This window comes from Angustibacter sp. McL0619 (assembly GCF_049994355.1).
GTDB lineage: Bacteria > Actinomycetota > Actinomycetes > Actinomycetales > Angustibacteraceae > Angustibacter.
Window position 1 is genome coordinate 942,361 of the sequence record NZ_CP188257.1, and the last position, 22,352, is coordinate 964,712.

Below are 22,352 nucleotides of genomic sequence, written 5' to 3' on the forward strand. Positions count from 1 at the left end.
AGTGTCGCCATTCCGAACACAGCGTGAGAGGAGCGTCACAGTCCGCACCCGAAGCACGTCGAGGGCAGCTAGCCGGGCCGCACGGCCGCCGGGTCGACCGCGATCCACACGGCGGTCGCCCGGGCCAGCACGCGCGGCGCCGGGTCGAGCACGTACAGCGCAGTCTCGGTCCACGCCTTGCGGCCGTCCTGGCCGAGGGCGCGGCCCATCACGACGTGTCGCTGACCGGGCTCGGGCAGCTGTTCCAGCTGGGCGGTCATCGTGCCGAGCACCATCGGCCGTCCCGCCAGGTCGACGGACCAGCCGCCGGGGCAGTCCAGTGCGGCCCAGGTGGTCTCGGCGTCCACCTCGTCCGGCGTCCACCTGCAGGCGGTCACCTCGGGGCGGTCGGTCAAGGGTCCCGGGCGCAGCCCCAGCCCGTCGTGGCGGGCCGTGCCGCAGCTGAAGCAGGTCGGGAACGGGTGGTCGGTGAGCCCGCGGTAGCGCTGCTCGGCGTCCCCGGCGACGTCCCAGGTGACCGGTGCCGGCGGCGGGTCGCTGAACGGGCTCGCGACCAGGCTGGCGGTCGCCACCGCATCCGAGGTTCCGGCCGCCATGGCGACCACGCGTTCGGACTCAGGGTCGTGCTGCACCGGCATCGGGACGTCGAGCGGCGGCGGAGCGCTCAGCCGCACCTGCACGGTCCGGCCGGCCGGGTGCAGCAGCGCGGCGACCGCGCCGCTGGTCCAGCCGCCGTTGCCGGAGTGCGGTGGGCCGTTGAACCGGGCCGGGACGACGAGGCTGCTCACCCGGCCAACCTAGCCGCGGCGCGCCGTCCCGGAGCGCACCCGCTGGTAGCGGCGCAGCGCCTCGGCCCGCTCTTCGGTGTGGTCCACCACCCGCTGCGGGTAGCCGTCCGCGTAGCCGTCCGCGGCCCGCCAGGGCTCGTGCGCGGCCGCCCCGGCCAGGTGCGACAGCTCGGGGACCCAGCGACGCACGTAGTCGCCGTCCGGGTCGAACCGCAGGCCCTGGGCGACCGGGTTGAACACCCGGAAGTACGGCGCGGCGTCCGTCCCGCTGCCCGCCACCCACTGCCATCCGTGGTTGTTGCTGGCCAGGTCGCCGTCCCGCAACCAGTGCAGGAAGTGCCGGGCGCCGTGCTGCCACTCGACGTGCAGGTCCTTGACCAGGAAGCTCGCGGTGACCATCCGCACCCGGTTGTGCATCCAGCCGGTGGCCCGCAGCTGGCGCATCCCGGCGTCCACGAACGGGAAGCCGGTGCGGCCCTCCCGCCAGGCCTGCACGGCGTACTGGTCCGGCGAGTCGTACGGCATGGACGCGTACTCCGGTCGCAGGTAGTCGCGGGCCGAGCGCGGGTGGTGCCAGAGCACGTCGGCGTAGAACTCGCGCCAGGCCAGCTCGGTGCGGAACGCCTCAGCGCCCGGCCCGCGCCGTCCGGCCAGGTCGGCCAGCAGGGTGCGGGGGTGGACCTCACCGAACTTCAGGTGCCCGGACAGGGCCGAGGTGCCATCGAGGTCCGGGCGGTCCCGGCTGTCCGCGTAGCGGGCCAGTGCGTCGTCCAGGAACCACGCCCAGCGCTCGGCCGCGGCCTGCTCGCCCACGGGTGGCAGCGTGAGGCCGTCGGGCTCGGGCTCGTCCGGCAGCTCGTCGGAGTCGAGCGTGCGCGCCCAGCGAAGCCCGGACGGCGGCGGGCCGGCCGGCGCCGGCCACCCGTGCTCTCGCCACCGGCGGGAGAACGGCGTGAACACCTGGTAGGGCGTGCCGTCGGGCTTGGTCACCGAGCCCGGACCGACGGCGTAGGGGGTACCGGTCCGCACCAGCGGGACGTCCAGCGCGCGGGTCACCGCCTCGTCCCGGCGACGGCCGTAGGGACCGCAGTCCGCGGTGACGTGCACGGACGACGCCCCGAGCTCGCGAACCACGTCGGCCAGGACCTGCTCCGGCGGTCCGCCGCGGACGACGAGCGCGCCGTCGGTGGCCGCGTGCAGCGCGCGCAGCGAGCGCAGCAGCCAGCTCCGGCGGGGCGGGCCGCACGGCGTCAGCAGGGCCGGGTCGAGCACGAACAGAGGGAGCACCCGGCCACCGTCCGCCGCCCGGGATGCGGCATGCAGCGCAGGGTGGTCGTGCAGCCGCAGGTCCCGGCGCAGCCAGAGCACGGTGTCGGGCACCAGATCACGGTAGGCGCGGGTGCCCGGTGGCGCCGCCTACGGGTCCTGGGCTGGCGCGGTGCGCGGGCCGGGAATGCGAGTGGGACCGCGTACGCTCAGGCCGTGCGGACCACGAAGGAGACGGGGACGGCGTGAGCGACCTGATCGACACCACCGAGATGTACCTGCGGACGATCTTCGAGCTGGAGGAAGAGGGCATCGTCCCGCTGCGCGCCCGGATCGCCGAGCGGCTGGGCCACAGCGGCCCCACCGTCTCGCAGACCGTCGCTCGGATGGAGCGGGCCGGCCTGCTGCACGTCAGCGGCGACCGGCACCTCGAGCTCAGCGCTGACGGGCGGGCCAAGGCCACCCGGGTGATGCGCAAGCACCGGCTGGCCGAGCGTCTGCTGGTGGACGTGATCGGGCTGGAGTGGGAGTACGTGCACGACGAGGCCTGTCGCTGGGAGCACGTGATGAGCGAGCGGGTGGAGCTCAAGCTGCTGCAGATCCTTGACCACCCGACGATGTCGCCCTACGGCAACCCGATCCCGGGCCTGGACGAGCTGGGCGAGCTCGGCGAGGGCGAGCTGTTCCTGGGCGAGGGCCTGCGTCAGCTCACCGAGGTGGCCGGCGAGCGCAGCGAGACCTTCGTGGTGCATCGGATCGGTGAGCCCGCCCAGGCGGACCCGACCGTGCTCTCCATGCTGCACTCGGCCGGGCTGCGCCCGGGTCGCACCGTGCACGTGCGGGTCGACGGTTCGCACCTGCTGGTGAACGCGGACGACGGCGACGAGGTCGAGGTCCAGCGCCAGATCGCCGAGCACGTCTTCGTCACGGCCAGTGACCTCTCACTCACCTGAGCTGGAGTTCTTCCTGCGCCGACTCGCCGACAAGGTGACAGAGACCACGTCGTCTGTGTAGGTTGGCGCGTGCTCCCGGTCCCTGTCCGGGGGTGCTCAGCGCGGACGCCGAACTCTGCCACCGTGCCTGGGGGACCGATCAACACCGTCTGGCAGAGGCGGGGGAACCACTTTTGGCCGGCGCGGAAGCCATTCGCGGCCAGCCTTGGGGTGAAGCCATCGGCGGCGCGGGGTCTCGATCCCGCTCCAATGATGGCCGGGTGATCACTCTCCACCCGAACCCGACAGCTCACCTCGAAGGCGTCGGAGAGGCTCGTCTACGTGACCACGAACAACACCGGGCGGCACCGGGTCCAGACCCGCTCCGCCTCACCTGTCCTCGCAGCTGTCCAGGCCACCGGCCCCGGCGCGGTTGTCGCCAAGACCGGAGCGGTCCTGGCGGTCTCCGGCGGGCTTGTGGCCTCTCTTGGTCTCCAGGCTCATGCCGCAACCCCCTCGGCGGCTGAGGCCTCCTCGAGCACCGTCGATCCCTCCGCCCGCGTCCAGCAGGCGTCCGCCGTCCCCGCGGCGTTCGTCGACGGCGTGGCGAAGGCCCCCTCGTTCGGCGACATCGGCTTCACTGCCAAGGCCAAGCCCAAGCCCAAACCCAAGCCGGTCAAGGCGCGCGTGCTCAAGCTGCGCGAGACCACCCGGGTCAGCCGCTCCGAGGTGCGCACCGCCGTCGCGCCGGTCAGCATCAAGGCCGGCGACCCCGGTTCGGCCGAGTTCGGCGCTGCGGTGATGTCCATCGCGGCCCGCTACGCCGGCACTCCGTACCAGTACGGCGGCACCACCCCGGCCGGCTTCGACTGCTCCGGTTACACCCGCTACGTGTTCGCCCAGGTCGGCATCGACCTGCCGCGCACCTCGGATGGCCAGCGCGCCGCCGCCGCTCGAATCTCGCGCAGCGAGGCCGTGCCCGGCGACCTGGTCTTCCTGCCCGGCCACGTCGGCATCTACGCCGGCAACGGCATGATGTGGGACTCCCCGCGCACCGGTGAGTCGGTCAGCAAGCGCGCGATCTACTCCAGCAGTGCATCGTTCGGCCGGGTCGGCTGACACAGCCGACCAGCCCCCTCGAAGAGCCCGGACCCTAGCGGTTCCGGGCTCTTCGACGTTCCCGGGCACGACACGGCCAGGTCTCACTGCGCCGATTGTGCGTGACCTCAGCCCCGATCGGCGTTTACCCTGACGCCTGGGCCGTCAATCCGGGCGGACCCTGGACGCCGACGTTTCCCGCACGCCAGCTGGGCCCCGCCGGCGAGAGAGGGGCGCGCCATGCGCACGCTCGTGCTCAACGCCGGCTACGAGCCGTTGTCAGTCGTCTCCTTCAAGCGGGCCGTCGTGCTCGTGCTAGCCGGAAAGGCGACCGTGCTTGCCGACACGGGTGCGCCGATCCGCAGCGCGGGCGGGCTGCACCGGCACGGTGTCGCGCTCAGCACCCCCGCGGTCATCCTGCTGGTCCGTTACGTGCGGGCTCCCCGCCGTCGCGCGGTCGCCGTCAGCCGCCGGGGGGTGCTGCGTCGCGACGGGCACCGGTGCGCGTACTGCAGCAGCCACGCCGCGACGGTGGACCACGTGCTGCCCCGGTCACGGGGAGGTGGTGACACCTGGGAGAACCTCGTCGCCTGCTGCCTGCGCTGCAACGGGCTCAAGGGCAACCGCACCCCGGACGAGCTGGGCTGGCACCTCAGGGTGCGTCCCTACGCTCCGGCAGGCCCGGTCTGGGTGCTACGCGGTGCCGAGGCGGTGGACCCGCTGTGGGAGGAGTTCCTGGACCTCGCGGCCTGAGGTGTGCAGCCTCAGCGTGAGGCAGGTAACGCCGGCCCGGGGAGTACTCGCAGGCGGGCACGCGTTGGCACCGGCATGAGCGAAGCCCTGCAGGTGGAGATCTGGTCCGACGTCGTGTGCCCGTGGTGCTACATCGGCAAGCGGCGGTTCGAGGCCGGCGCGGCGGCGTCCGGGGTGCCGGTCCACGTCACCTGGCGGTCCTTCCAGCTCGACCCGAGCGCTCCCCGGGAGTCGACCGAGGACGTCGCGACGTACCTGGGTCGCAAGTACGGCGGCGGCCGCGAGAACGGCCTGGTGATGAACGCCCGGGTCAGCCAGATCGCCGCCGAGGACGGGCTGGACTACCACCTGGACGAGGCCAAGCGGGCCAACACCGTGGACGCGCACCGGCTGCTGCACCTGGCGGCCGAGCACGGCGTGCAGGACGCGCTGAAGGAGCGGCTGCTGTCGGCGTACTTCGTCGAGGCGCTCGCGGTCGGCGACCACGACGTCCTGGCCCGGCTGGCGACCGAGGCCGGGTTGCCCGAGCAGCGGGTGCGTCAGGTGCTCGACTCGCAGGAGTACGCGGCTGACGTCGAGACCGACCAGCGAGAGGCCGCCGAGCTGGGCGCGAACGGCGTGCCGTTCTTCGTGATCGACCGCAAGTACGGCGTGAGCGGCGCGCAGCCGTCCGAGCTGTTCGAGCAGGCGCTCAAGCAGGCCTGGGACGAGCGGCGCCCCTCGCTGGTGACCCCGGTCGGGGCGGTCAACGCGGGCTCCGCCGAGGCCGAGGTCTGCGGGCCGGACGGCTGCTGAGGTCTCAGCCGACCGAGCCGACCGAGCCGATCTCGCCGAGGTAGCGCTCGACCAGCTCGAGCTCGTCGGCGCTGTAGCCGCGGTGCACGACGGCCATCTGCTCGAGGATCTCCTCGTAGGCCCGGCCGACCTCCTCTGCGTCGAACGGCAGGGCGTGCACGAGCACCTTGCGGCGGTCGTCCGCGGCTGCCTCGCGGCGGATCAGGCCCTTGGCCTCGAGCCGGTCGAGCACTCGCGTCGTGGTGCTGGACGGTAGGGCGGTCCTCGCGCTGACCTCACCTGGCGTCATCGCAGCGCCTCGGCGCAGCAGCAGGCCGTAGGTCTGGAAGTCCACCACGTTGAGCCCGATCATCCGGGCGATCCGCTCGTTGGTGAGCACGGCCGAGGCGATCACCTCCTGCATGCGCAGTGCGATCCGCGCCGTGAGCTCAGCGTGCCTGGACTCGTCGTGCCTGGACTCGTCGTGGGTGGACTCGTCGTGGGTGGACAACTCGTCAACCCTCCTCTAATGTCTCTCCACATCGGAAAGATTCCGATGTGGAGAAATCCTGTTACGGGACTTTCCCGGTATCCAGGCTAACGCACAAGGAGGACGTCGAGATGGCTAGCAGCCGCGGACTTGCGATCGGGGTACTGGTGTTCGCCTCGTTCATGGACCTGATGGACGCCACCATCGTCAACGTGGCGCTGCCCAGCATCCGGGCGGACCTGCAGGCGACGCCGGCCCAGCTGGAGTGGACGGTCGGCGGGTACCTGCTCGCGTTCGCCGTGCTGATGATCACCGGCGGGCGGCTCGGCGACATCTTCGGCCGGCAACGGATCTTCGTGATCGGCGTGCTGGGCTTCACCGTCGGCTCCACGCTGGCCTGCGTGGCGCCGTCCGCCGACGTGCTGGTCGCTGCTCGGGTGCTGCAGGGCGCCTTCGCCGCGCTGATGGTGCCGCAGACGCTGTCGAGCGTGCAGGCTCTGTTCAGCCCCCGCGAGCGGGCGCCGATCTACGGCGTGATCGGCGCCGTCTCGGGGCTGTCCGCCGTGATCGGACCAGTGCTCGGTGGCTGGATGATCAGCAGCGACGCCTTCGGTATCGGCTGGCGCAGCGTCTTCCTGATCAACCTGCCGATAGGGCTGGTGCTGATCGTGCTGGCGGTGAAGTTCGTCCCGAACACCCGCTCGCAGAACCCGCTGCGGCTCGACCTCGTCGGGGTCGCGCTGGCCAGCCTCGGCCTGCTCGGCGTGGTCTACCCGATCATCGAGGGGCGTCAGCAGGGCTGGCCGGCCTGGATCTGGGCGATGGGCGCCGCTGGCGTGGCGGTGCTGGGTGTCTTCGTGGTCCAGCAGCGTCGGCGCGAGCGCGGCGACGGCTCGGCGCTGCTGCCGATGCACCTGTTCGCCAACCGCGGCTTCTCCGCCGGGCTGGTCACCCAGGCGACCTTCCAGGGTGCGATGGCCGCGTTCGCGCTGATCACGGTCATCTTCCTGCAGGTCGGGCTCGGCTTCACCGCCATGCACGCCGGGCTCACCCTGCTCCCGTTCAGCCTCGGCGCCTTCGTCGGGGTCGGCGTCGCCGTGCCGCTGGGAGTGCGGGTGGGCAAGCTGATCATGGTGGCCGGCGGTGGCATGCAGTCCCTCGCCGTGGTCTGGACGTTGCTGGTGGTCCGGGCGCAGGGCGACGGGCTCGGCGCGTTGGACCTGGTGCCGCCGTTGCTGGTGGCCGGCATCGGGCTGGGCCTGCTGGTGGTCCCGCTGATCGACGTCGCACTGGCCACCGTGCCGACCGGCGACGCCGGGGCGGCCTCAGGTGCGTACGGCACCGTGCAGCAGGTCGGCGCGGCGTTGGGTGTGGCGGTGGTCGGCGTCGTCTTCTTCGGGGTGGTGGGTACGACGTACACGGCGGACTCGCTGCGGCACGCCCTGCTGGTGGCCGGCTGGGTGCCGATCGCCGGCTACGCGATGGCCGCCCTGGCGAGCCTGCTGCTGCCGGCCCGGGCCGACGTCCTCGCCCACGTGGAGGCGCAGGCCCGCGAGCTCGAGCTCGCCGCCTGACCACCCAGGTTGCTCCCCCCAGCCCGCTTTGCCCCCCCCAGACCGCACCAGCCGGCCCGGGGGGCGGTCTGGGGGGAGCAAGGGGTCAGTCCGCGCCGATGTGCTCGGCCACCCAATCGGCCAGCGGAGTGATCTGCCGCCAGGTGTCGCGCACGTGGTCGAGCGCGGACGGCGTGCCCAGCCAGTCCGGGTCGCCGAACTGCTGGAAGACCATCAGTGAGCGGAAGCGCATCAGCTCCAGCCGTGGGTGGTCCGCCGGGACGCCGCGCGGCCGCGTCTTGACCGGGTCACCCTCGATGTCGAAACCGTTGCCGCGCAGGGTGTCCACCAAGGTCACGAGCTGCGGGCCGGTGGTGTCGTCGTCCACGCCCTCGCGGTAGCGGCTGACCTGGTCCGCGGAGTGCGAGCGGAACCCGCCGCCGGCCAGCAGCCCGTCGGAGTCCAACTGTACGTAGTAGCCGACGCCGACGGCGGGCCCCCCGAACGCGCCCTGGTGCGTCTTGTACGGGGACTTGTCCTTCGAGAAGCGGGTGTCGCGATAGGGCCGGAACAGCTTGATCGGTCCGAACTCCGGCTCGAGCTCGTCGACCAGCGCCTCGAGTGGCTCGCGGACCTGCGACTCGTAGACGGTCTTGTGCATGGTCCAGAAGGCCTTGCTGTTGTCCGCCTCGAGCTGGGCGTAGAACTCGAGAGCGCGCGCCGGAAAGCCGTCGAAGGTCACAGACCGATTGTGCTCCAGGTCAGTACCCGGGGTGCCGCCGGACCGTGAGCCGGGGCACCGTCGCCAGCGACTGCGCGACCACGCAGTACCGCTCGGTCAGCGCCTTCAGCCGGTCCAGCTGGTCGTCGTCCGCGTCGCTGTCGAGCTCGGCGACGATGTGAATCTCCTGGACGCCGACCGGCACCTCGCGCGAGACGCCGAGCGTGCCCCGCGCGTCGAACCAGCCCTCGGCGGAGAGCCGCCCATTGCGCACGTCGACGCCGAGAGCGGTCGCCACGCTGCGCAGCGTCACGCCGGCGCAGGCCAGCACCGCCTGCAGCAGCATGTCCCCGGAGCAGGCTTCCGCGCCGTCGCCGCCGGTGGCCGAGTGCAGGCCCGCACGGACGGGGCCGCTCCAGGTCTGCACCGTGGCGGTGACACCGTCATCCGCGAAGGTCCCGCTGGCCCGCAGCGGCGTGCGTGCGGTGGTCGGGTCCTCGCGGTAGCGCTGCTTGAGCGGGCCCTGCAGCTCGCGCAGGTCGTTGGCGTCCATCCGGCCACCCTAGGTGCCGCCAGAGCAGAGAAGTGGGGCAGCCGGCGTCCCCGCCGTGCCCCACTTCTCTGGTTTCACAGCGTGCCCCCGACAGGAATCGAACCTGCGACACAGGGTTTAGGAAACCCTTGCTCTATCCCCTGAGCTACGGGGGCCCGCCGCAGGAGGACCCAGGGCCCGAGCGGCAGGTGCCATCCTGCCATCCCGGGCCCGGGACCAGGCACAGGTGTGGTCAGGCCACGTCGACGGAGACCTCGTAGACCTCGGCCGTCGGGTGCCCGGCCCGCTCGTGGATGCGCATGATGGCCTCCTTGCTCGGTCCGGTGGAAAGGCAGAACACCTTGCCAGCCTCCGGGTCCAGCCAGGCGCGCTCGAAGTGCACGCCCTCCTCGCTCTCGATCGCCAGGTCTCGGTCGTGCGCCTCGCACAGCTGCTGCGCCGTGACTCCGACGAAACCGCTGTGCACGTCCATGAAGCTCGCCATTGGACTGCCTCTCTCAAGGGAATGCTGTCGAGTCGACGATGACCGGGTCCGCCGCCGTGGACATCGGTCATCTGACCTATGAGCAGAGCGGGCGGCCGGGCTACCGTCGGGCGAACCGACGAGAGGGAGGAGGCCCGTGACCGTCGCCCGCCCGATCTCCTGCCCGGTGTTGGTGGGACGTGACGACCTGCTGGCGCACGCAGCCCGCCGGCTGCAGGAGGCCGCCGACGGTCAGGGGAGCCTGCTCTTCCTGTCCGGTGAGGCGGGAATCGGCAAGACCCGGCTGTTGGACGCCGTGATGCGGCGAGCGCAGCTGTCCGGCTTCGAGGTCGGTGAGGGCGCGGCGTTCCCGCACGACGCGGACGTGGCGGGGGCTGCCTTGCTGGACCTGGCCGCTGCGCTGAAGCGTGCGGACCGGGCCGAGACCAGGGCCGTCGGTGCCCGGCTGGACGACGTCCTGGCGGCCGAGGAGGAGTCCGTCGACGCGGGCAGGGGCCCCGGCGGAGACCTGCACCGACGGCGTCGGGTGCGGGTGCAGGCGGCCGCCGACGCGTTGATCGGCCTGGTCGAGCCGCTGGCCCCGTCGACCCCGTCGACCCCGTCGACCCCGCCGACCCCGCCGACCCCGTCGACCCCGCCGACCCCACCGACCCCGTCGACCCCGCCGACGCCGATGTTGCTGGCGGTGGAGGACCTGCACTGGGCCGACGACGTGACGCTCGAGGTGCTCGAGCAGGTGGCCCGTCGGGTGCGTGGACTGCCGCTCCTGGTCGTCGCCACCTACCGCAGCGACGAGCTGTATCCGCGGATCCCGCTGCGCGAGTGGCGTTCTCGGCTGCTGACCCGACGGTTGGCCGAGGAGATCAGGCTCGATCGGCTCGACCGCGAGCAGACCGCAGTGATGGCCGGAATGCTGATCGGGGACGCCCTGCCGCCTTCCGCCGCGCTCGTGGATGCCTTGCAGCAGCGCAGTGACGGCGTCCCGCTGCACGTCGAAGAGATCCTCGCGGGCGGGGCAACGGGGTCGGCGGTGGCGGACGTCGTCCCGGAGACCCTGGTGGACTCGGTGCTGGCCAGGGCGGCCCTGCTGTCCGAGCACGCCAAGGCGGTGGTCGAGGTCGCCGCCGTGATCGGGCGGACCTTCAGCCTCGACCTGCTGGCCGAGATCCTGGACGAGCCGCCGGACCGCACCGATGATGCCGTCGACGAGCTGGTCCGGCGCTTCTTCGTCGTCCCGGTCGCGCCTGCGCCGGACCGATACGGGTTCCGGCACGCGCTGATCCGGGACGCCTGCTACGCGCAGGTGCCGGCCGGGCGTCGTCGACGGCTGCACCGCCAGGTCGCGGACGCGGCACGGGCGGCCGGTTCGCCGTCCTCCTTCCTGGCCACCCACTACGACCTCGCCGGCGCGTCGGCACCGGCCTACGAGTATGCGCTGCTGGCGGCGCGGCGCGCGGTCTCGCTGAGCGCGCACCGCGAGGCGGTCGAGTTCTACCGCAAGGCGTTGCGGCACCTCCCGGACGCCGCGGAACCCGCCGATCGCGCAGACGTGCTGGCGGCCTTCGCAGCGGAGTGCGCCGCGACCGATGCGTCCGCCGACGCCGCGCAGGCCTTCGAGCAGGCCAGAGCGCTACGGCTGGGCGCGGGCGACGTCGTGGGCGCGGCGGCGCTGGTCGCCCCGCTCGTCGCGGTCCGGCACCTGCTCGGCGACGACCTACCGGCCCGGGTGGGACGCCTGACCGCGGCCTTGGACGAGCTCACAGCGGCGAGCGCCACGGAGTCCGCACCGGGCACCGCCACCCGGCTGCTCGCCGGTCTGAGCGACGCCTACATGCTCGACCGGCGGCTCGACCAGGCGATCGAGCACGGCGAGCGTGCGCGGGCGCTGGCCGTGGCCGCCGGCGACGAGGCCACCGAGGTCAACACGATGGCGACGGTGGGCTCGTGCCTGGTGTTCGCGGGCCGGATGGCCCAGGGCTGGACCCTGCTCGAGCAGGCCGTGCAGCAGGCCCGAGCACACCGGCTGGAGACCGAGGCGGCTCGGGCCTATCGGATGATCGGGTCCTCCGCCTCCGTCCTGGTCGCCTATGACCTCGCCGAGCGCTGGCTGGCCGAGGGCATCGAGTACGCCGAGCGGGTCGAGCTGTGGAACCACCGGCACTACCTGGTCGCGCACCTGGGTCACGTCGCGTGGGCCACCGGCGACTGGCCGCGGGCCCTCGACCTCGGGCAGCGGGCCCTGGTTGACGGCCGCGGCGGGATCACCACCCGGGTCACCGCGCTGATCGTGCGCGGCTACCACGCGATGGGTAGCGGCGACTTCGCCGCCGCGAGCGCGACCCTTGGCGAGGCGAGGGACATCGGTAGGTCGATGGGCGAGCTGCAGCGCTACTCGCCGGCGTTGTGGGGACTCGCCGAGACCGCGCTGCTGCGAGGTGCGCCGGACGAGGCCGTCGAGCTCTGCGAGCAGGGGCGGGCGGCGTCCGTCGCGGTCGACGACGCGGCGTACCTGTTCCCCTTCCTGCTGGTGGGGGCGCGGGCCAAACTCGCACTGCACGACACCGTCGGAGCGACGGAGTGGGTGGAGTCAATCGCACAGGCGTTGTCCCGCAGGGGAATTCCCGGCACGCTGCCAGCCATCGAGCACGGCCGCGCACTGGTCGCGCTGGCCACCGGGCGTACCGCGCAGGCCCGGACAGCGCTGCTGTCGGCCCAGCAGTCGTGGACGGGGCTGCGCCGGGTCTGGGAGCAGCTGTGGGCCGGCATCGACCTCGCCCGCTGCGCCACACGGGCGGGCCGGGTCGACGACGCCGTGCAGCAGGCCACCCAGGCGCGGACGGCGGCTGCCGCGGTCGGTGCCGCGCCGCTGGTCGCGCTCGCTGACGAGGTGCTCGCGCTGGCCCGCCGCCGCGGTGGTGTCGAACCGGTCTGGGCACCGCTGACCGCCCGGGAGTTCGAGGTGGCCCGGCTCGTCGGCGACGGGCTGACGAACCGTGAGATCGCGGACCGGCTGGGGATCTCGGTGAAGACCGTCGGCGCGCACGTGGAGCACATCCTGGCCCGCCTGGGCGTCACCCGCCGGGCGGGCATCGCGAGCTGGGTCGTCTCGGTGGCGGCCGAGCCGTCATGAGCACCGAAACGCGGAACCCGTCGTACTGCTTCCGCTGAGCGGCCGTTCGCGGGACCATCGTGGAAGATCGCAGGACCGGCGGTCCTGCGCGCAACAGGTGCGGTGGTGCACATGTGGGCGATCCGCGGGCGGATCCTGGCGATGTCCGACCATCCCGACGTGCCGACGGCCGCGTCGGGCGCGTTCGCCGGGACGGTGTGGCTGGCCGACGACGGCCGGATCGCGGCCGTCACCTCGAGCCGCCAGCGCGTGCCCGCCGGGTTCGAGGGCGCCGAGATCCTGGACGTCGGCACCTCGCTGGTGATGCCCGGGCTGATCGACCTGCACAACCACCTGGCGTACAACACCCTGCCGCTGTGGACCGAGCCGAAGCAGCAGGTCGCGTTCCTGCACCACAACTCCTGGACCCGCGCACCGACCTACTCGGCCAGCACGACCTGGCCGGCGTACGCGCTGATCACGGCCTGCCCCGGTGAGCTGCTGGCCTACGTCGAGACCAAGGCCATCGTCGGTGGTACGACGACGATCCAGGGCTCGCCGCCGATGAACCGTCCCCGGGACGGCTGGCTGGTGCGCAACGTCGAGGACGAGTCGTTCGGCACCGGTGACGACGACCGGATCTACGCCAGCACGCTGACCGGGAAGCCGCAGATGCTCGCGGACCGCGCCAACGGCATGCGCCGCGGCTCGACGTTCATCTACCACTGTGCCGAGGGCCAACCGGAGACTGTGGTGGCCCGTGAGTTCGTGGACGCCGAGCTCGCCGGCTGCCTGCAAGCCCGGTTCGTCGCGGTGCATGCCAACGCCGCGGACACCAGCCGGTTCGCGGCCTGGAAGGCCCGCCCGGGCGCCATCGCCTGGTCGCCGTTCTCGAACCTGTGGCTGTACGGCCGGACGACGGATGTGCCTGCCGCACAACGGGAGAAGATCACCGTCTGCCTGGGCTCGGACTGGGCGCCGTCCGGTACCAAGCACGTGCTCGGCGAGGTCAAGGTCGCCCGGCTGGTCAGTGACGCGCTGGGGTGGGGGTTCACCGACCAGCAGCTGGTCGCGATGATGACGTCCGCACCGGGCGACGTGCTGGCCAGGTCGTGGCGCCGCCAGCTGGGACGGTTGCAGCCGAAGGCGATCGGCGATGTCGTCGTGCTACGGGCCAGCCCCCGCGCCGACCCGTACGGGGCAGTCGTGGCGGCCACCGAGCGGGACGTGCAGCTGGTCGTCATCGCCGGCCAGCCGCGCTACGGCACCACGGCGTTGATGGACGCGGCAGGCGCCACGCCGCTGACCACCGTGACCATCGCCGGCGAGGACCGCTCGCTGCGGCTGACCACGCCGGACGACGCCGACTCCGGCTGGCAGTGGCAGGACGTGCTGAAGCGGATGGAGAAGGTGCGCAAGAACCCCAAGGCCGAGATCGAGGCCGCGCAGGGGCGGCTCGCCGCGTTCGGCGGCCGGCTGGACCACCGCGAGGCACCCTTGAGGCTCGCGCTGGACATGCCGTCCGGACTGGGCCCGGTCGGTGGCCTGCCCAAGGACCTGGGTGAGGTGCATGTGCCCGAGCTGCAGTCCTTGGAGCACGACGCGGACTGGCTGAAATCGTTGGTGGGCCGGGGTTTCCACCGCGGCCTGCTGGACGACCTGGCACGCTACTACCCGGCATAGGAAGACGACGATGACCGACCGCAGCAGCTCTCGCCGCGCCACCTCGAGTGGTCGCGCGAGGGACGTCGAGGGCGCCCGCACCGGCCGCTCGCTCAGCGACGCCGTGCGGGCCGAACCGGACGACGGTCGTCTCGACGGTGGCGAGCGGCAGCAGGTGCTGGACACGCTGATCGCCGTCCTGGGTGGCGCCTACGCGCACCTGCCGGCCAAGCGGGCGGCGTACGCGGTGGACCCGGTGCACGAGCTGGAGCTGTTGCGTCGCAGGTCCTCCGACCTCACCGAGGCCGAGTTCCACCTCGCCGTCACCGGCATCGTGACCAGGCTGCGTGACGCCCACACCCGCTACATCGGACCGTCCCGGCTGCGTGAGCAGGTGGCCGCGCTGCCGTTCCTGGTGGAGCAGTACGGCCCGTTCGACGCGCCGCGGTACGTGGTGACGAAGACCGCGGGCGTCGTGGCCGGCGACGAGGCGTTCAAAGCGGGCGTGCGGCTGGACTGGTGGAACGGCATCCCGTTCGACCGCGCGGTCGAGCTCTACGCCGACCGCGAGACCGGCGGTCGGGCGGACGCCCGGCGCGCTCGAGCCCTGGAGTCGTTGACGTTCCGGGCCCTGGACTACGGCCCCCCACCGGACGAGCACTGGGTGGTGGTCGGCTACCGGACCCGTCGCGGTGGCCAGCACGAGGTGAAGGTCCCCTGGCAGGTCTACGTCCCGGGCAAGGCGGCGACGGCGGCCAAGCCGGGTTCGCGCGCCCAGGCCAAGCAGGCCGCCGACCCTGCGGCAGAAGCGGTCCGGCGGGCCAAGAAGCGACTGTTCGCCCCGACCCTGTGGCTGAGCGAAGACGAGGACGCTCGTCAGCTGACCGCCTCCGCGAGGGTTCCGCTGCGCACCCCTATCCCGACCTCGTTCCAGGACACGCTCAGTGCCCAGCGGCTGACCGCGAGCCTGGGCTACCTGCGGATCTGGTCCTTCGACGTGGACGACGACGACGCCTTCCTGGACGAGGTGACCCGGCTGCTCGGGCTGCTCCCGCAGGACCGGCTCATCGTCGACCTGCGCGGCAACCCGGGCGGTCTGGTCTGGGCGGCCGAGCGCCTGCTGCAGCTGTTCGTCGACCACCCCCCGGGTCAAGCGATCGCGCCGACCCGGTTCCAGCTCGTGGCCTCGCCGCTGACCCGGGAGATGGCGAGCAACCCGTTCAACCGGCTGGAACTGCAGGCCTGGGCGGCGTCGCTGGAGGACGCGGTCTCCACCGGCGAGCAGTACGCGCAGCCGCTGCCGCTGACCGACCCGTCGTGGTGCAACGACCGGGCGAGGGTCTATCCCGGCCGGGCGGTGGCCGTGGTCGACGCGAACACCTACTCCTCGGGCGACCTGTTCAGCGCCGGATGGGTGGACAACGCGGTCGGTCCGCTGGTCTGCGTGGGACGGGCCACCGGCGCCGGCGGGGCGAACGTGTGGACCAGCAACCAGCTACGGGACGCGCTGACCGGCACGGACCACCAGTTCGCGACGCTGCCGGCCGGGGTCGGCTTCACCATCGCGATCCGCCGGGCGATCCGGTCCGGCCTGTCCGACGGCATCCCGATCGAGGACCTGGGCATCTCCGGGATCCCCTACGACATGACCGAGAACGACGTGCTGAGCGGCAACAAGGACCTCTACGCCTTCTGTGCGAACGTCATCGACCAGTCCGGCTGACCGGACGAGATCGGGAGCTGGCCATGCTCGAGTTCGACCCGGGACCTCCGCAGTCCGTCGCTGCGCACCTGATGGCGGTGCCGAGCTACGCGGCCCACCGCGAGCTGTTCTGGTACGACTGGGGTCCGGTGTTCTACCGCGGCAGGCTGGACGGCTCGGCCAAGCTGCTGTGCATCGCCTCCGACCCCGGGCCCACCGAGCGCATCGCCGGCCGCACCCTGGTGGGCGACGCCGGGCAGCGGGTGCAGGGCTTCCTGAACAAGGTGGGCCTGTCGCACAGCTACGTGCTGGTCAACGCCTTCGCGTACGCGCTGCTGCCCTCCAAGGCGCACAAAGGCACCGCGATCCTCAGCGAGGACGCGCACCTGACCTGGCGCAACGCACTGCTGGACATGATCGTGGGGCCGTCGCTGCAGGCCGTCGTGGCCTTCGGCGGTCAGGCCCAGGCTGCGGTCCAGCTGTGGCAGGACCGGCCCGACGTCCCGCTGGTGGAGGTCGCGCACCCCTCCAGCCGGCACGAGCCGGAGCTGGTGGCCGGCTGGCATGCGGCCATCGACACCCTGCGTTCGGTGGTGACGCCGGACGACGGCGCGGACCCGTCCCTGCCCAACTACGTGGGCAAGGTACTGGAGTCCGACTACGCTCGGATCCCGGTGCGGGACCTACCGTTCGGCGTGCCGCCCTGGCTGGGCGACGACCACGCCGGTCGCACCGGCAAGCCCAAGCGCCGCAACTGCGCCGACCGCCCCAGCGACGACCTGCTGCACACCCTGGTGTGGCAGGCGCCGGCCGACCAGCCCTAGAGCGCCCCGGCCAGCCGGACGATCGCCCGCACCGAACGGTCCACGTCCTGCTCGGTGGTGGAGTAGTTCGACACCGAGATCCGCATGAACCGGCGTCCGCGCCACGTCGTGCCGCCCATCCAGCAGGTCCCGTCGCACTGCACCGCCTCGACCACCGCGTCGGTGCGGGCATCGTCACCGAAGCCGACCAGCACCTGGTTCAGGACGACGTCGTTGGCCACCTCGAAACCCGCGTGCGCCAACGCGTCCGCGAAGCGACGGGCCAGCAGGCAGCACCGGTCCACCAGCTCCGCGATGCCGGACGCGCCGAGCTCCTTGACCGCCGCCCACACGGCCAGCCCGCGGGCCCTCCGGGAGGACTCCGCGGTGAAGTCGCCGCCGATCGGGACGACGCCGGAACCGACCAGGTACGAGGCCGTGTACGACATCGCCGCCACATGCACGGTGGGCCGCGAGCACATCGCGAACGCCGAGTCGTACGGGACGTTCAGCCACTTGTGTGCGTCGCAGCCCCAGGAGTCGGCGAGCTCCACGCCGTCCACGAGGTGGCGGTACTTCGGGCTGGCCGCGGCCCACAGGCCGAACGCACCGTCCACGTGCGCCCAGCCCCCATGGGAGTGGGCCAGGTCGCAGGCGGTGCGCAGGTCGTCGCAGGCGCCGGTGTTCACGTTGCCGGACTGCAGACAGACGATCAGCGGCCCGGCCGGCCCGTCGCCCAGCACGCGTTCGAGGTCCTGGAGGTCGATCGCGCCGTTCGGTCCGGCCCGCACCCCCTCGATCGCGTCTGACCCCAACCCCAGCAGCCGCAGCGACCGGTCGACGGTGGCGTGCCGCTCCTCGCCGGCCACCACCCGCACGGGTGGCGCACCGACCAGGCCGCGGCGCTCGACGTCCCAGCCCGCCTCGCCCAGCACGTGGTGCCGAGCGCTGGCCAGCCCCACGGTGTTCGCGGCCTGGGCGCCGGTGACGAAGCCGACGGACGCGGTGCCCGGCACCCCGAGCAGCTGCTTGGCCCACTGGCCGGCGGCTCCCTCGGCGGCCACCGCCGCGGGCGAGGTGACCGCGTTGAACGCGACTGCGTCCCAGCCGGTCGCGAGCTGGTCGGCCGCCGTAGCTGCGGGCAGCGCGCCGCCGACGACGAAGCCGAAGAACCGCGGGCCGGCACTGGCCAGCAGCCCCGGATCGGCCGCCGCCACCAGCTCCTCGACCACCTCGGAGGCCGGGGTCGGTCCGGGCGGCAGCGGTCCGCCGAAGGACGCGGCCAGCGAGTCGCCGTCCGCGCTCGGACTGACCGGTCGCTCAGCGAGCCCGGCGCGGTAGTCGGCGGTGACGTCCGCAACCCGGTGCAGGAGCTCGCGCAGGTCGTCCATGCGGTGACCGTACGCCCGAGCGCGCCGATCTCGATACGGTGCAGCGGCAGGCGGTCGCACGAGGCGTTCGGAGGACGAGCTGGTGAGTATCTGGAACGCGCTGTTCTGGGGCGCCTTCTCGTCCGCGTCGCTGTACCTGGGTCAGCTGCTGGCCGGGCCGCTGCGCGGACGCAACCGCGCGACCGGGCTGGTGATGGGCTTCGGCGCCGGCACCCTGCTGAGTGCGGTCGCCTACGAGCTGGTCCCGGAGTCCGCGCTCGAGAAGGGTTTCGGCGTCGGCGTGTGGCTTCTGGTCGGGGCGTTGGCGTACTACGTGGGGGACCGGCTGGTCGACCACCGAGGCGGCGGTGACCGGCAGTCGATCGCCACCGCGAGTGAGGGGTCCTCTGGTGCGGCCATGTTCGTCGGCGCGCTGCTGGACGGGGTGCCGGAGTCGTTCATCCTCGGCTCGACCATTGCCCTCGGTGGCGGCGTCAGCATCGCGTTCGTCGCCGCCGTGTCCGTCTCGAACATCCCGCAGGGCGTGGCCGGCACCAGCAGCCTGCAGGACGCCGGGTACTCGAACCGGCGGATCTTCGGGATGTGGACCGCGCTGACCGTCGCCTGCGCCCTAGTGGCGGTGCTGGGCTTCGCGGTGTCCGACGCGATGGGTGGCGCAGGCGTGTACGCGCAGGCGTTCGCCGGCGGAGCGGTGCTCACCATGCTGGCGGACTCGATGATGCCCGAGGCGTTCCAGCACGGCGGCGAGACCGTGGGGCTGGTTACCGTGCTGGGCTTCCTGGTCGCCGGGGCGCTGACCGTGCTGCAGTGAGCGGTTCACGCTTCGGGCTGGCGGTGCCGGCCCTCGCGGATCGCGGTGACCGCCAGCGCCAGCACGACGAGGTTGAACACGATGTTCAGGCAGACGATGGCCCGCGCCGCCTGGCCGCTCGCGGTGATGTCCCCGAAGCCGACCGTGGACGCGGTGGACAAGGTGAAGTAGACGGCGTCCAGGCGGGTGTGCAGCCCGGACATCTGGCCGGGGTCGTTCGCGGCCATGATGAAGTAGACGGCGGAGAAGAACAGCACCGCGATCCACATGGCCGTGAAGAGCCCGCGCAGCTGCTCGGCGCCGCGCCCCCGGCCGCTGCGGTAGCGGGTGATCTGCCAGAACACCAGCCCTGCACTGCCGACCACCCCGACGGCGAAGGCCAGCGCGACGACGAAGCTGCTCTTGGGCTCGTAGTCCGTCCATGGCACGTAGGCGTAGACCAGCGACACGGCCACGAGCACTGCGATGGTGCCGAGGATCGCCCAGGCTCGATTGCTCATGGCGCAGAGTCGACCACGCGGCCGCCGCCCCGCCATCACCCGTCAGGGGTGGGTCGGCGTAGCGTCCGAGCGGACGGCGAGGAGCGAGACAAAGGAGTGGGCATGGCATACAGCCCCAACGAGGACCTGGTCGCGGGCACCACCGCCGTCCCGGGCGGCGGCGGCGACGAGATCGAGGCCTACCGAGCCAGTCCTACGGCGCCGGGCCGCCGCGGCGGGGTGGTGGTGATCCACCACCTGCCCGGCTACGACAGCGCGACCAAGGAGATCACCCGGCGGTTCGCCGTCCTGGGCTATGACGCGATCTGCCCGAACCTCTACTCGCGCGAGGCGCCCGGCGCCGACCCGGACGACGCGTCGGCGACCGTGCGAGCGCTGGGCGGGGTGCCGGACGAACGGCTGGTCGCCGACGTCGCAGGCGCGGCGGCCTGGTTGCGCGCGCTCCCGTCGTCCAACGGGAGGGTGGCGGTGATCGGGTACTGCAGCGGTGGCCGGCAGGCGTTCCTGTCCGCGGTCAGCCTGGACCTGCAGGCCGCGGTGGACTGCTACGGCGCGTTCGTGGTCGGCACCCCGCCCGAGACGTTCCCGCTGCGGGTGACGCCGCTGCTGGACCGGACGTCGCAGCTGAGCTGTCCGCTGCTCGGGCTCTTCGGCCGGGAGGACTCCTACCCGTCGCCGGAGCAGGTCGAAGAGCTAGCGCAGGCGTTGCGGGACAACGGGAAGGAGCACGAGTTCCATGTCTTCGACGATGCCGGTCACGCCTTCTTCGCGGTGGACCGTCCGGGCTATCGTCAGGCGGCCGCCACCCAGGGTTGGCGGCTCATCGCCGACTTCTTCGACCGCCACCTGTCCTGAGGGGATCGCTGATGTGCACCTACGAGACGTTCACGGTCGAGATCGAGGGCGCAGGCAAGGGCGCGGCGGGCTGGTTCGACGCCACCCTCGCCTCGGTGTCGTTCGACCACCCGGTCCGGGCCCAGGCCGAGCACTCGCTCAACATCGACGTGCTGGCACCGGCGCTCGGCCCGTCCGCGCGGGTGGCGCTCGAGCTGAGCGCGCAGTCGGCCCGGGCGCTGGCCGCCGCGATCACCCAGGCGCTGGACGCGGCACCGCCGGCACTGCTCAGCGGAGCGTGACGCTGCGGTTCAGCCGCCCGAGCAGGCTCGCCAGGGAGTCGAGGTCGGCGGCGGTCCAGCCGGCGAGCAGCTCGCGCAGCCGTGCCGACCGTCGGTCGATGTCGGCTCGGCAGCGGGCCTCACCCCCCGGCGTCGCGGTGAGCAGCTGCGCGCGTCGGTCGTCCGGGTGCGGCCGGCGGGCGATCAGTCCCAGCTGCTCGAGCTGGCCGACCTGCCGGCTGACTGCGGCCTTGTCCAGTCCGAACACCTCGACCAGGCCGCGGGCCAGTGTGGGGCCCTGCTGCACGAGGTGGAACAGGATCGCGTACCCGGAGCTCTGCAGCTCCGGGTGCACGTAGGTCGCGGCGTCCCGCATGGCGGTGCGGGCGTGCGAGACCAGCACCCCCAGCTCGAGCTGGATCCGCCGCACCTCGTCGTCCGCGGTCGAAGCAGCGGCCGGGCTGATGGGCCCGGACGCCGCAAGGTTCGGGGGTACCTTGACGTCCATCGTGGCCTCCATCGCGACACCGCTCATCCGTCGCTCGGGGGCAGGATATGCCCACCGGGGAAGCGCGGGAGGTCAGCTGAACGGTGGCCGCTCGTCCAGCCGGCTCGAGGCCCGGCCGGCGGCCCGCCAGACCCGCGCCACCAGGTCGCCGTCCTCGGGCTGCACCAGGTTGCCCATCAGTCGCAGCGCCAGCGTCATCAGGGACCGCGACCGCATCCCGACCGGGCCGGCGGCCGGCAGCAGCCCCGGCACGGTGAGCAGCCCGGCCAGCCGCCGGGCGATGGAGAAGGCCTCGCCGTAGTGGTGACGCAGCGTCCGCGGCCAGGCCCGGTCGAGCGGCTCGCCCGAGTCGATCAGCTCGGCCAGCAGCCGGCCGGTCTCCAGCCCGTAGTCGATGCCCTCGCCGTTCAGCGGGTTCACGCATCCGGCCGCGTCGCCGACGAAACCCCAGTTGGGGCCGGCCACCCCGGAGACCGCGCCGCCCATCGGCAGCAGTGCCGACCAGGGTGCGCGGACCTCGCCGTCCAGCCGCCAGTCGTCGCGCCGCTGCGTCACGTACACGTCCAGCAGGGAGCGCAGGGCCACGTCCGCCGGGCGCCGCGAGGTGGCCAGCGTGCCGACCCCGATGTTCACCTCCCCGTCCCCGAGCGGGAACACCCAGCCGTACCCGGACAGCAGCTCGCCGTCCGCGCCGCGCAGCTCCAGGTGCGAGCTGATCCACGGGTCGTCGGCCCGGTCGGACTTGAGGTAGCCGCGGATCGCCACGCCGTACGCGGTGCTGCGGTGCCACTCGCGACCAAGTACGCGGCCAAGCTGGGAGCGAGCGCCGTCCGCCACCACCAGTCGGTCGCAGGTCACGGTGAACGTCCTGCCCCGCTGCCGGAACACCACTCCGGCCACCCGGTCGCCGTCCCGGACCACGTCGACCGCGCGGGCATCGTCGAGTGGCTCGGCCCCGCTGTCCAGCGCGACCTGGCGGATGGTGTGGTCCAGCTCGGTGCGCGGCACGGCGCTGCCGTAGGCGGGCAGGCTGCCGCCCGGCCAGGGCAGGAAGAGCTCCTTGCCGAAGCCCGCCGCCCGCAGTCCCCAGTTCACGCTGCGACCGGTCAGCCAGTCGGCCAGCCCGAGGCGGCGCAGCTCGGCGATCGCTCGGGGGGTGAGCCCGTCGCCGCAGGCCTTGTCCCGGGGGAACGTGTGCTTGTCCGCGAGGACCACCTGCCGACCGGCACGCGCGGACCAGGCCGCGGCGGCCGACCCCGCCGGACCGGCGCCCACCACAAGGACGTCGGCGTGCTGCGGGGTCTCGGCGAGTGGCACGGCGCTGGTCACGTGGTCGATT

Annotated in this window: 22 protein-coding genes, 1 tRNA gene and 1 riboswitch; of the genes, 12 read left to right on the forward strand and 11 right to left on the reverse strand. The window is 72.6% G+C overall.

Annotated elements, in window-relative coordinates; translation table 11 throughout:
• Positions 1 to 68: 68 nt before the first annotated feature.
• Both ACPPVT_RS03995 and ACPPVT_RS04000 read right to left on the reverse strand, forming a co-directional pair.
• On the reverse strand, positions 69 to 788 hold the full coding sequence (locus ACPPVT_RS03995) for a hypothetical protein (protein ID WP_426565699.1): 720 nt from the start codon (positions 786 to 788) through the stop codon (positions 69 to 71).
• A gap of 9 nt (positions 789 to 797) precedes the next feature.
• Positions 798 to 2,168, reverse strand: coding sequence for a cryptochrome/photolyase family protein (locus tag ACPPVT_RS04000; protein WP_426565701.1), 1,371 nt, complete (start codon positions 2,166 to 2,168; stop codon positions 798 to 800).
• Between the two features lie 131 nt (positions 2,169 to 2,299).
• Here ACPPVT_RS04000 and ACPPVT_RS04005 point away from each other — a divergent pair, with 131 nt between their 5' ends.
• From ACPPVT_RS04005 to ACPPVT_RS04020, 4 genes are all read left to right on the forward strand, one after another.
• Positions 2,300 to 3,007 carry a metal-dependent transcriptional regulator gene (locus ACPPVT_RS04005; protein WP_426565703.1) on the forward strand — a complete coding sequence of 236 codons (708 nt, stop codon included), beginning with the start codon at positions 2,300 to 2,302 and terminating at the stop codon, positions 3,005 to 3,007.
• A 96-nt stretch (positions 3,008 to 3,103) separates the two neighbouring features.
• A riboswitch (cyclic di-AMP (ydaO/yuaA leader) is annotated at positions 3,104 to 3,325 on the forward strand.
• Between the two features lie 3 nt (positions 3,326 to 3,328).
• A complete protein-coding gene (locus ACPPVT_RS04010) occupies positions 3,329 to 4,105 on the forward strand; it encodes a C40 family peptidase (protein ID WP_426565705.1) in 777 nt (258 codons plus the stop codon).
• A 219-nt stretch (positions 4,106 to 4,324) separates the two neighbouring features.
• Positions 4,325 to 4,837, forward strand: coding sequence for an HNH endonuclease (locus ACPPVT_RS04015; RefSeq protein WP_426565707.1), 513 nt, complete (start codon positions 4,325 to 4,327; stop codon positions 4,835 to 4,837).
• Positions 4,838 to 4,912: 75 nt separating this feature from the next.
• Entirely contained in the window at positions 4,913 to 5,632 is a 720-nt protein-coding gene (locus ACPPVT_RS04020; RefSeq protein WP_426565709.1) for a DsbA family oxidoreductase, read from the forward strand.
• Positions 5,633 to 5,636: 4 nt separating this feature from the next.
• Here the strand turns inward: ACPPVT_RS04020 and ACPPVT_RS04025 are convergent, their stop codons facing one another.
• Positions 5,637 to 6,122: a MarR family winged helix-turn-helix transcriptional regulator gene (locus ACPPVT_RS04025; protein WP_426565711.1), complete on the reverse strand. Its 486-nt coding sequence runs from the start codon at positions 6,120 to 6,122 to the stop codon at positions 5,637 to 5,639.
• A 110-nt stretch (positions 6,123 to 6,232) separates the two neighbouring features.
• Between ACPPVT_RS04025 and ACPPVT_RS04030 the strand changes: the two genes are divergently transcribed.
• Positions 6,233 to 7,675, forward strand: a complete 1,443-nt coding sequence (locus ACPPVT_RS04030; RefSeq protein WP_426565713.1) for an MFS transporter — start codon at positions 6,233 to 6,235, stop codon at positions 7,673 to 7,675.
• An 85-nt stretch (positions 7,676 to 7,760) separates the two neighbouring features.
• On the opposite strand, the gene ACPPVT_RS04035 is transcribed toward ACPPVT_RS04030, so the two are convergent.
• The 4 genes from ACPPVT_RS04035 to ACPPVT_RS04050 all read right to left on the reverse strand — a co-directional run bounded on the left by ACPPVT_RS04035 (position 7,761) and on the right by ACPPVT_RS04050 (position 9,412).
• Positions 7,761 to 8,396, reverse strand: a complete 636-nt coding sequence (locus ACPPVT_RS04035; RefSeq protein WP_426565715.1) for a DUF2461 domain-containing protein — start codon at positions 8,394 to 8,396, stop codon at positions 7,761 to 7,763.
• 19 nt (positions 8,397 to 8,415) lie between these two features.
• Positions 8,416 to 8,928, reverse strand: coding sequence for an OsmC family protein (locus tag ACPPVT_RS04040; protein WP_426565717.1), 513 nt, complete (start codon positions 8,926 to 8,928; stop codon positions 8,416 to 8,418).
• A gap of 82 nt (positions 8,929 to 9,010) precedes the next feature.
• Positions 9,011 to 9,083, reverse strand: a tRNA-Arg gene (locus tag ACPPVT_RS04045).
• A 77-nt stretch (positions 9,084 to 9,160) separates the two neighbouring features.
• Positions 9,161 to 9,412, reverse strand: coding sequence for an SCO4226 family nickel-binding protein (locus ACPPVT_RS04050; RefSeq protein WP_426565719.1), 252 nt, complete (start codon positions 9,410 to 9,412; stop codon positions 9,161 to 9,163).
• Between the two features lie 136 nt (positions 9,413 to 9,548).
• Here ACPPVT_RS04050 and ACPPVT_RS04055 point away from each other — a divergent pair, with 136 nt between their 5' ends.
• The 4 genes from ACPPVT_RS04055 (at position 9,549) to ACPPVT_RS04070 (ending at position 16,709) form a co-directional block, all read left to right on the forward strand.
• The gene (locus ACPPVT_RS04055) at positions 9,549 to 12,542 is read left to right on the forward strand and encodes a helix-turn-helix transcriptional regulator (protein ID WP_426565721.1); all 2,994 of its coding nucleotides are present in this window, start codon (positions 9,549 to 9,551) and stop codon (positions 12,540 to 12,542) included.
• 111 nt (positions 12,543 to 12,653) lie between these two features.
• Positions 12,654 to 14,204, forward strand: a complete 1,551-nt coding sequence (locus ACPPVT_RS04060; RefSeq protein ID WP_426567045.1) for an amidohydrolase family protein — start codon at positions 12,654 to 12,656, stop codon at positions 14,202 to 14,204.
• A gap of 10 nt (positions 14,205 to 14,214) precedes the next feature.
• Positions 14,215 to 15,906 carry a S41 family peptidase gene (locus tag ACPPVT_RS04065; protein WP_426565723.1) on the forward strand — a complete coding sequence of 564 codons (1,692 nt, stop codon included), beginning with the start codon at positions 14,215 to 14,217 and terminating at the stop codon, positions 15,904 to 15,906.
• Positions 15,907 to 15,929: 23 nt separating this feature from the next.
• Positions 15,930 to 16,709 (forward strand): uracil-DNA glycosylase family protein, encoded by a 780-nt coding sequence (locus ACPPVT_RS04070; protein ID WP_426565725.1) that lies wholly within the window; start codon positions 15,930 to 15,932, stop codon positions 16,707 to 16,709.
• Here the strand turns inward: ACPPVT_RS04070 and ACPPVT_RS04075 are convergent.
• The gene (locus ACPPVT_RS04075) at positions 16,706 to 18,079 is read right to left on the reverse strand and encodes a pyridoxal phosphate-dependent decarboxylase family protein (protein WP_426565727.1); all 1,374 of its coding nucleotides are present in this window, start codon (positions 18,077 to 18,079) and stop codon (positions 16,706 to 16,708) included. The two genes, ACPPVT_RS04070 and ACPPVT_RS04075, sit on opposite strands and share 4 nt — an antisense overlap.
• Before the next feature lie 82 nt (positions 18,080 to 18,161).
• On the opposite strand from ACPPVT_RS04075, the gene ACPPVT_RS04080 reads away from it, so the two are divergent.
• The gene (locus tag ACPPVT_RS04080; protein WP_426565729.1) at positions 18,162 to 18,890 is read left to right on the forward strand and encodes a ZIP family metal transporter; all 729 of its coding nucleotides are present in this window, start codon (positions 18,162 to 18,164) and stop codon (positions 18,888 to 18,890) included.
• A gap of 5 nt (positions 18,891 to 18,895) precedes the next feature.
• Here the strand turns inward: ACPPVT_RS04080 and ACPPVT_RS04085 are convergent, their stop codons facing one another.
• The gene (locus ACPPVT_RS04085; protein ID WP_426565731.1) at positions 18,896 to 19,390 is read right to left on the reverse strand and encodes a potassium channel family protein; all 495 of its coding nucleotides are present in this window, start codon (positions 19,388 to 19,390) and stop codon (positions 18,896 to 18,898) included.
• 102 nt (positions 19,391 to 19,492) lie between these two features.
• On the opposite strand from ACPPVT_RS04085, the gene ACPPVT_RS04090 reads away from it, so the two are divergent.
• Positions 19,493 to 20,245: a dienelactone hydrolase family protein gene (locus ACPPVT_RS04090; RefSeq protein WP_426565733.1), complete on the forward strand. Its 753-nt coding sequence runs from the start codon at positions 19,493 to 19,495 to the stop codon at positions 20,243 to 20,245.
• An 11-nt stretch (positions 20,246 to 20,256) separates the two neighbouring features.
• A complete protein-coding gene (locus ACPPVT_RS04095; protein ID WP_426565735.1) occupies positions 20,257 to 20,526 on the forward strand; it encodes a DUF6295 family protein in 270 nt (89 codons plus the stop codon).
• Here ACPPVT_RS04095 and ACPPVT_RS04100 read toward each other — a convergent pair.
• On the reverse strand, positions 20,513 to 21,040 hold the full coding sequence (locus ACPPVT_RS04100; protein ID WP_426565737.1) for a MarR family winged helix-turn-helix transcriptional regulator: 528 nt from the start codon (positions 21,038 to 21,040) through the stop codon (positions 20,513 to 20,515). The genes ACPPVT_RS04095 and ACPPVT_RS04100 overlap by 14 nt on opposite strands.
• A gap of 45 nt (positions 21,041 to 21,085) precedes the next feature.
• On the reverse strand, positions 21,086 to 22,342 hold the full coding sequence (locus ACPPVT_RS04105; protein WP_426565739.1) for a geranylgeranyl reductase family protein: 1,257 nt from the start codon (positions 22,340 to 22,342) through the stop codon (positions 21,086 to 21,088).
• Positions 22,343 to 22,352: the final 10 nt, after the last annotated feature.

Coding starts and splice junctions, on each gene's coding strand:
- ACPPVT_RS04015 (WP_426565707.1), top strand. CDS start 4,325: ATGCGCACGCTCGTGCTCAACGCCGGCTACGAGCCGTTGTCAGTCGTC.
- ACPPVT_RS04020 (WP_426565709.1), top strand. CDS start 4,913: ATGAGCGAAGCCCTGCAGGTGGAGATCTGGTCCGACGTCGTGTGCCCG.
- ACPPVT_RS04030 (WP_426565713.1), top strand. CDS start 6,233: ATGGCTAGCAGCCGCGGACTTGCGATCGGGGTACTGGTGTTCGCCTCG.
- ACPPVT_RS04040 (WP_426565717.1), bottom strand. CDS start 8,928: ATGGACGCCAACGACCTGCGCGAGCTGCAGGGCCCGCTCAAGCAGCGC.
- ACPPVT_RS04050 (WP_426565719.1), bottom strand. CDS start 9,412: ATGGCGAGCTTCATGGACGTGCACAGCGGTTTCGTCGGAGTCACGGCG.
- ACPPVT_RS04060 (WP_426567045.1), top strand. CDS start 12,654: ATGTGGGCGATCCGCGGGCGGATCCTGGCGATGTCCGACCATCCCGAC.
- ACPPVT_RS04065 (WP_426565723.1), top strand. CDS start 14,215: ATGACCGACCGCAGCAGCTCTCGCCGCGCCACCTCGAGTGGTCGCGCG.
- ACPPVT_RS04070 (WP_426565725.1), top strand. CDS start 15,930: ATGCTCGAGTTCGACCCGGGACCTCCGCAGTCCGTCGCTGCGCACCTG.
- ACPPVT_RS04075 (WP_426565727.1), bottom strand. CDS start 18,079: ATGGACGACCTGCGCGAGCTCCTGCACCGGGTTGCGGACGTCACCGCC.
- ACPPVT_RS04085 (WP_426565731.1), bottom strand. CDS start 19,390: ATGAGCAATCGAGCCTGGGCGATCCTCGGCACCATCGCAGTGCTCGTG.
- ACPPVT_RS04090 (WP_426565733.1), top strand. CDS start 19,493: ATGGCATACAGCCCCAACGAGGACCTGGTCGCGGGCACCACCGCCGTC.
- ACPPVT_RS04095 (WP_426565735.1), top strand. CDS start 20,257: ATGTGCACCTACGAGACGTTCACGGTCGAGATCGAGGGCGCAGGCAAG.
- ACPPVT_RS04100 (WP_426565737.1), bottom strand. CDS start 21,040: ATGAGCGGTGTCGCGATGGAGGCCACGATGGACGTCAAGGTACCCCCG.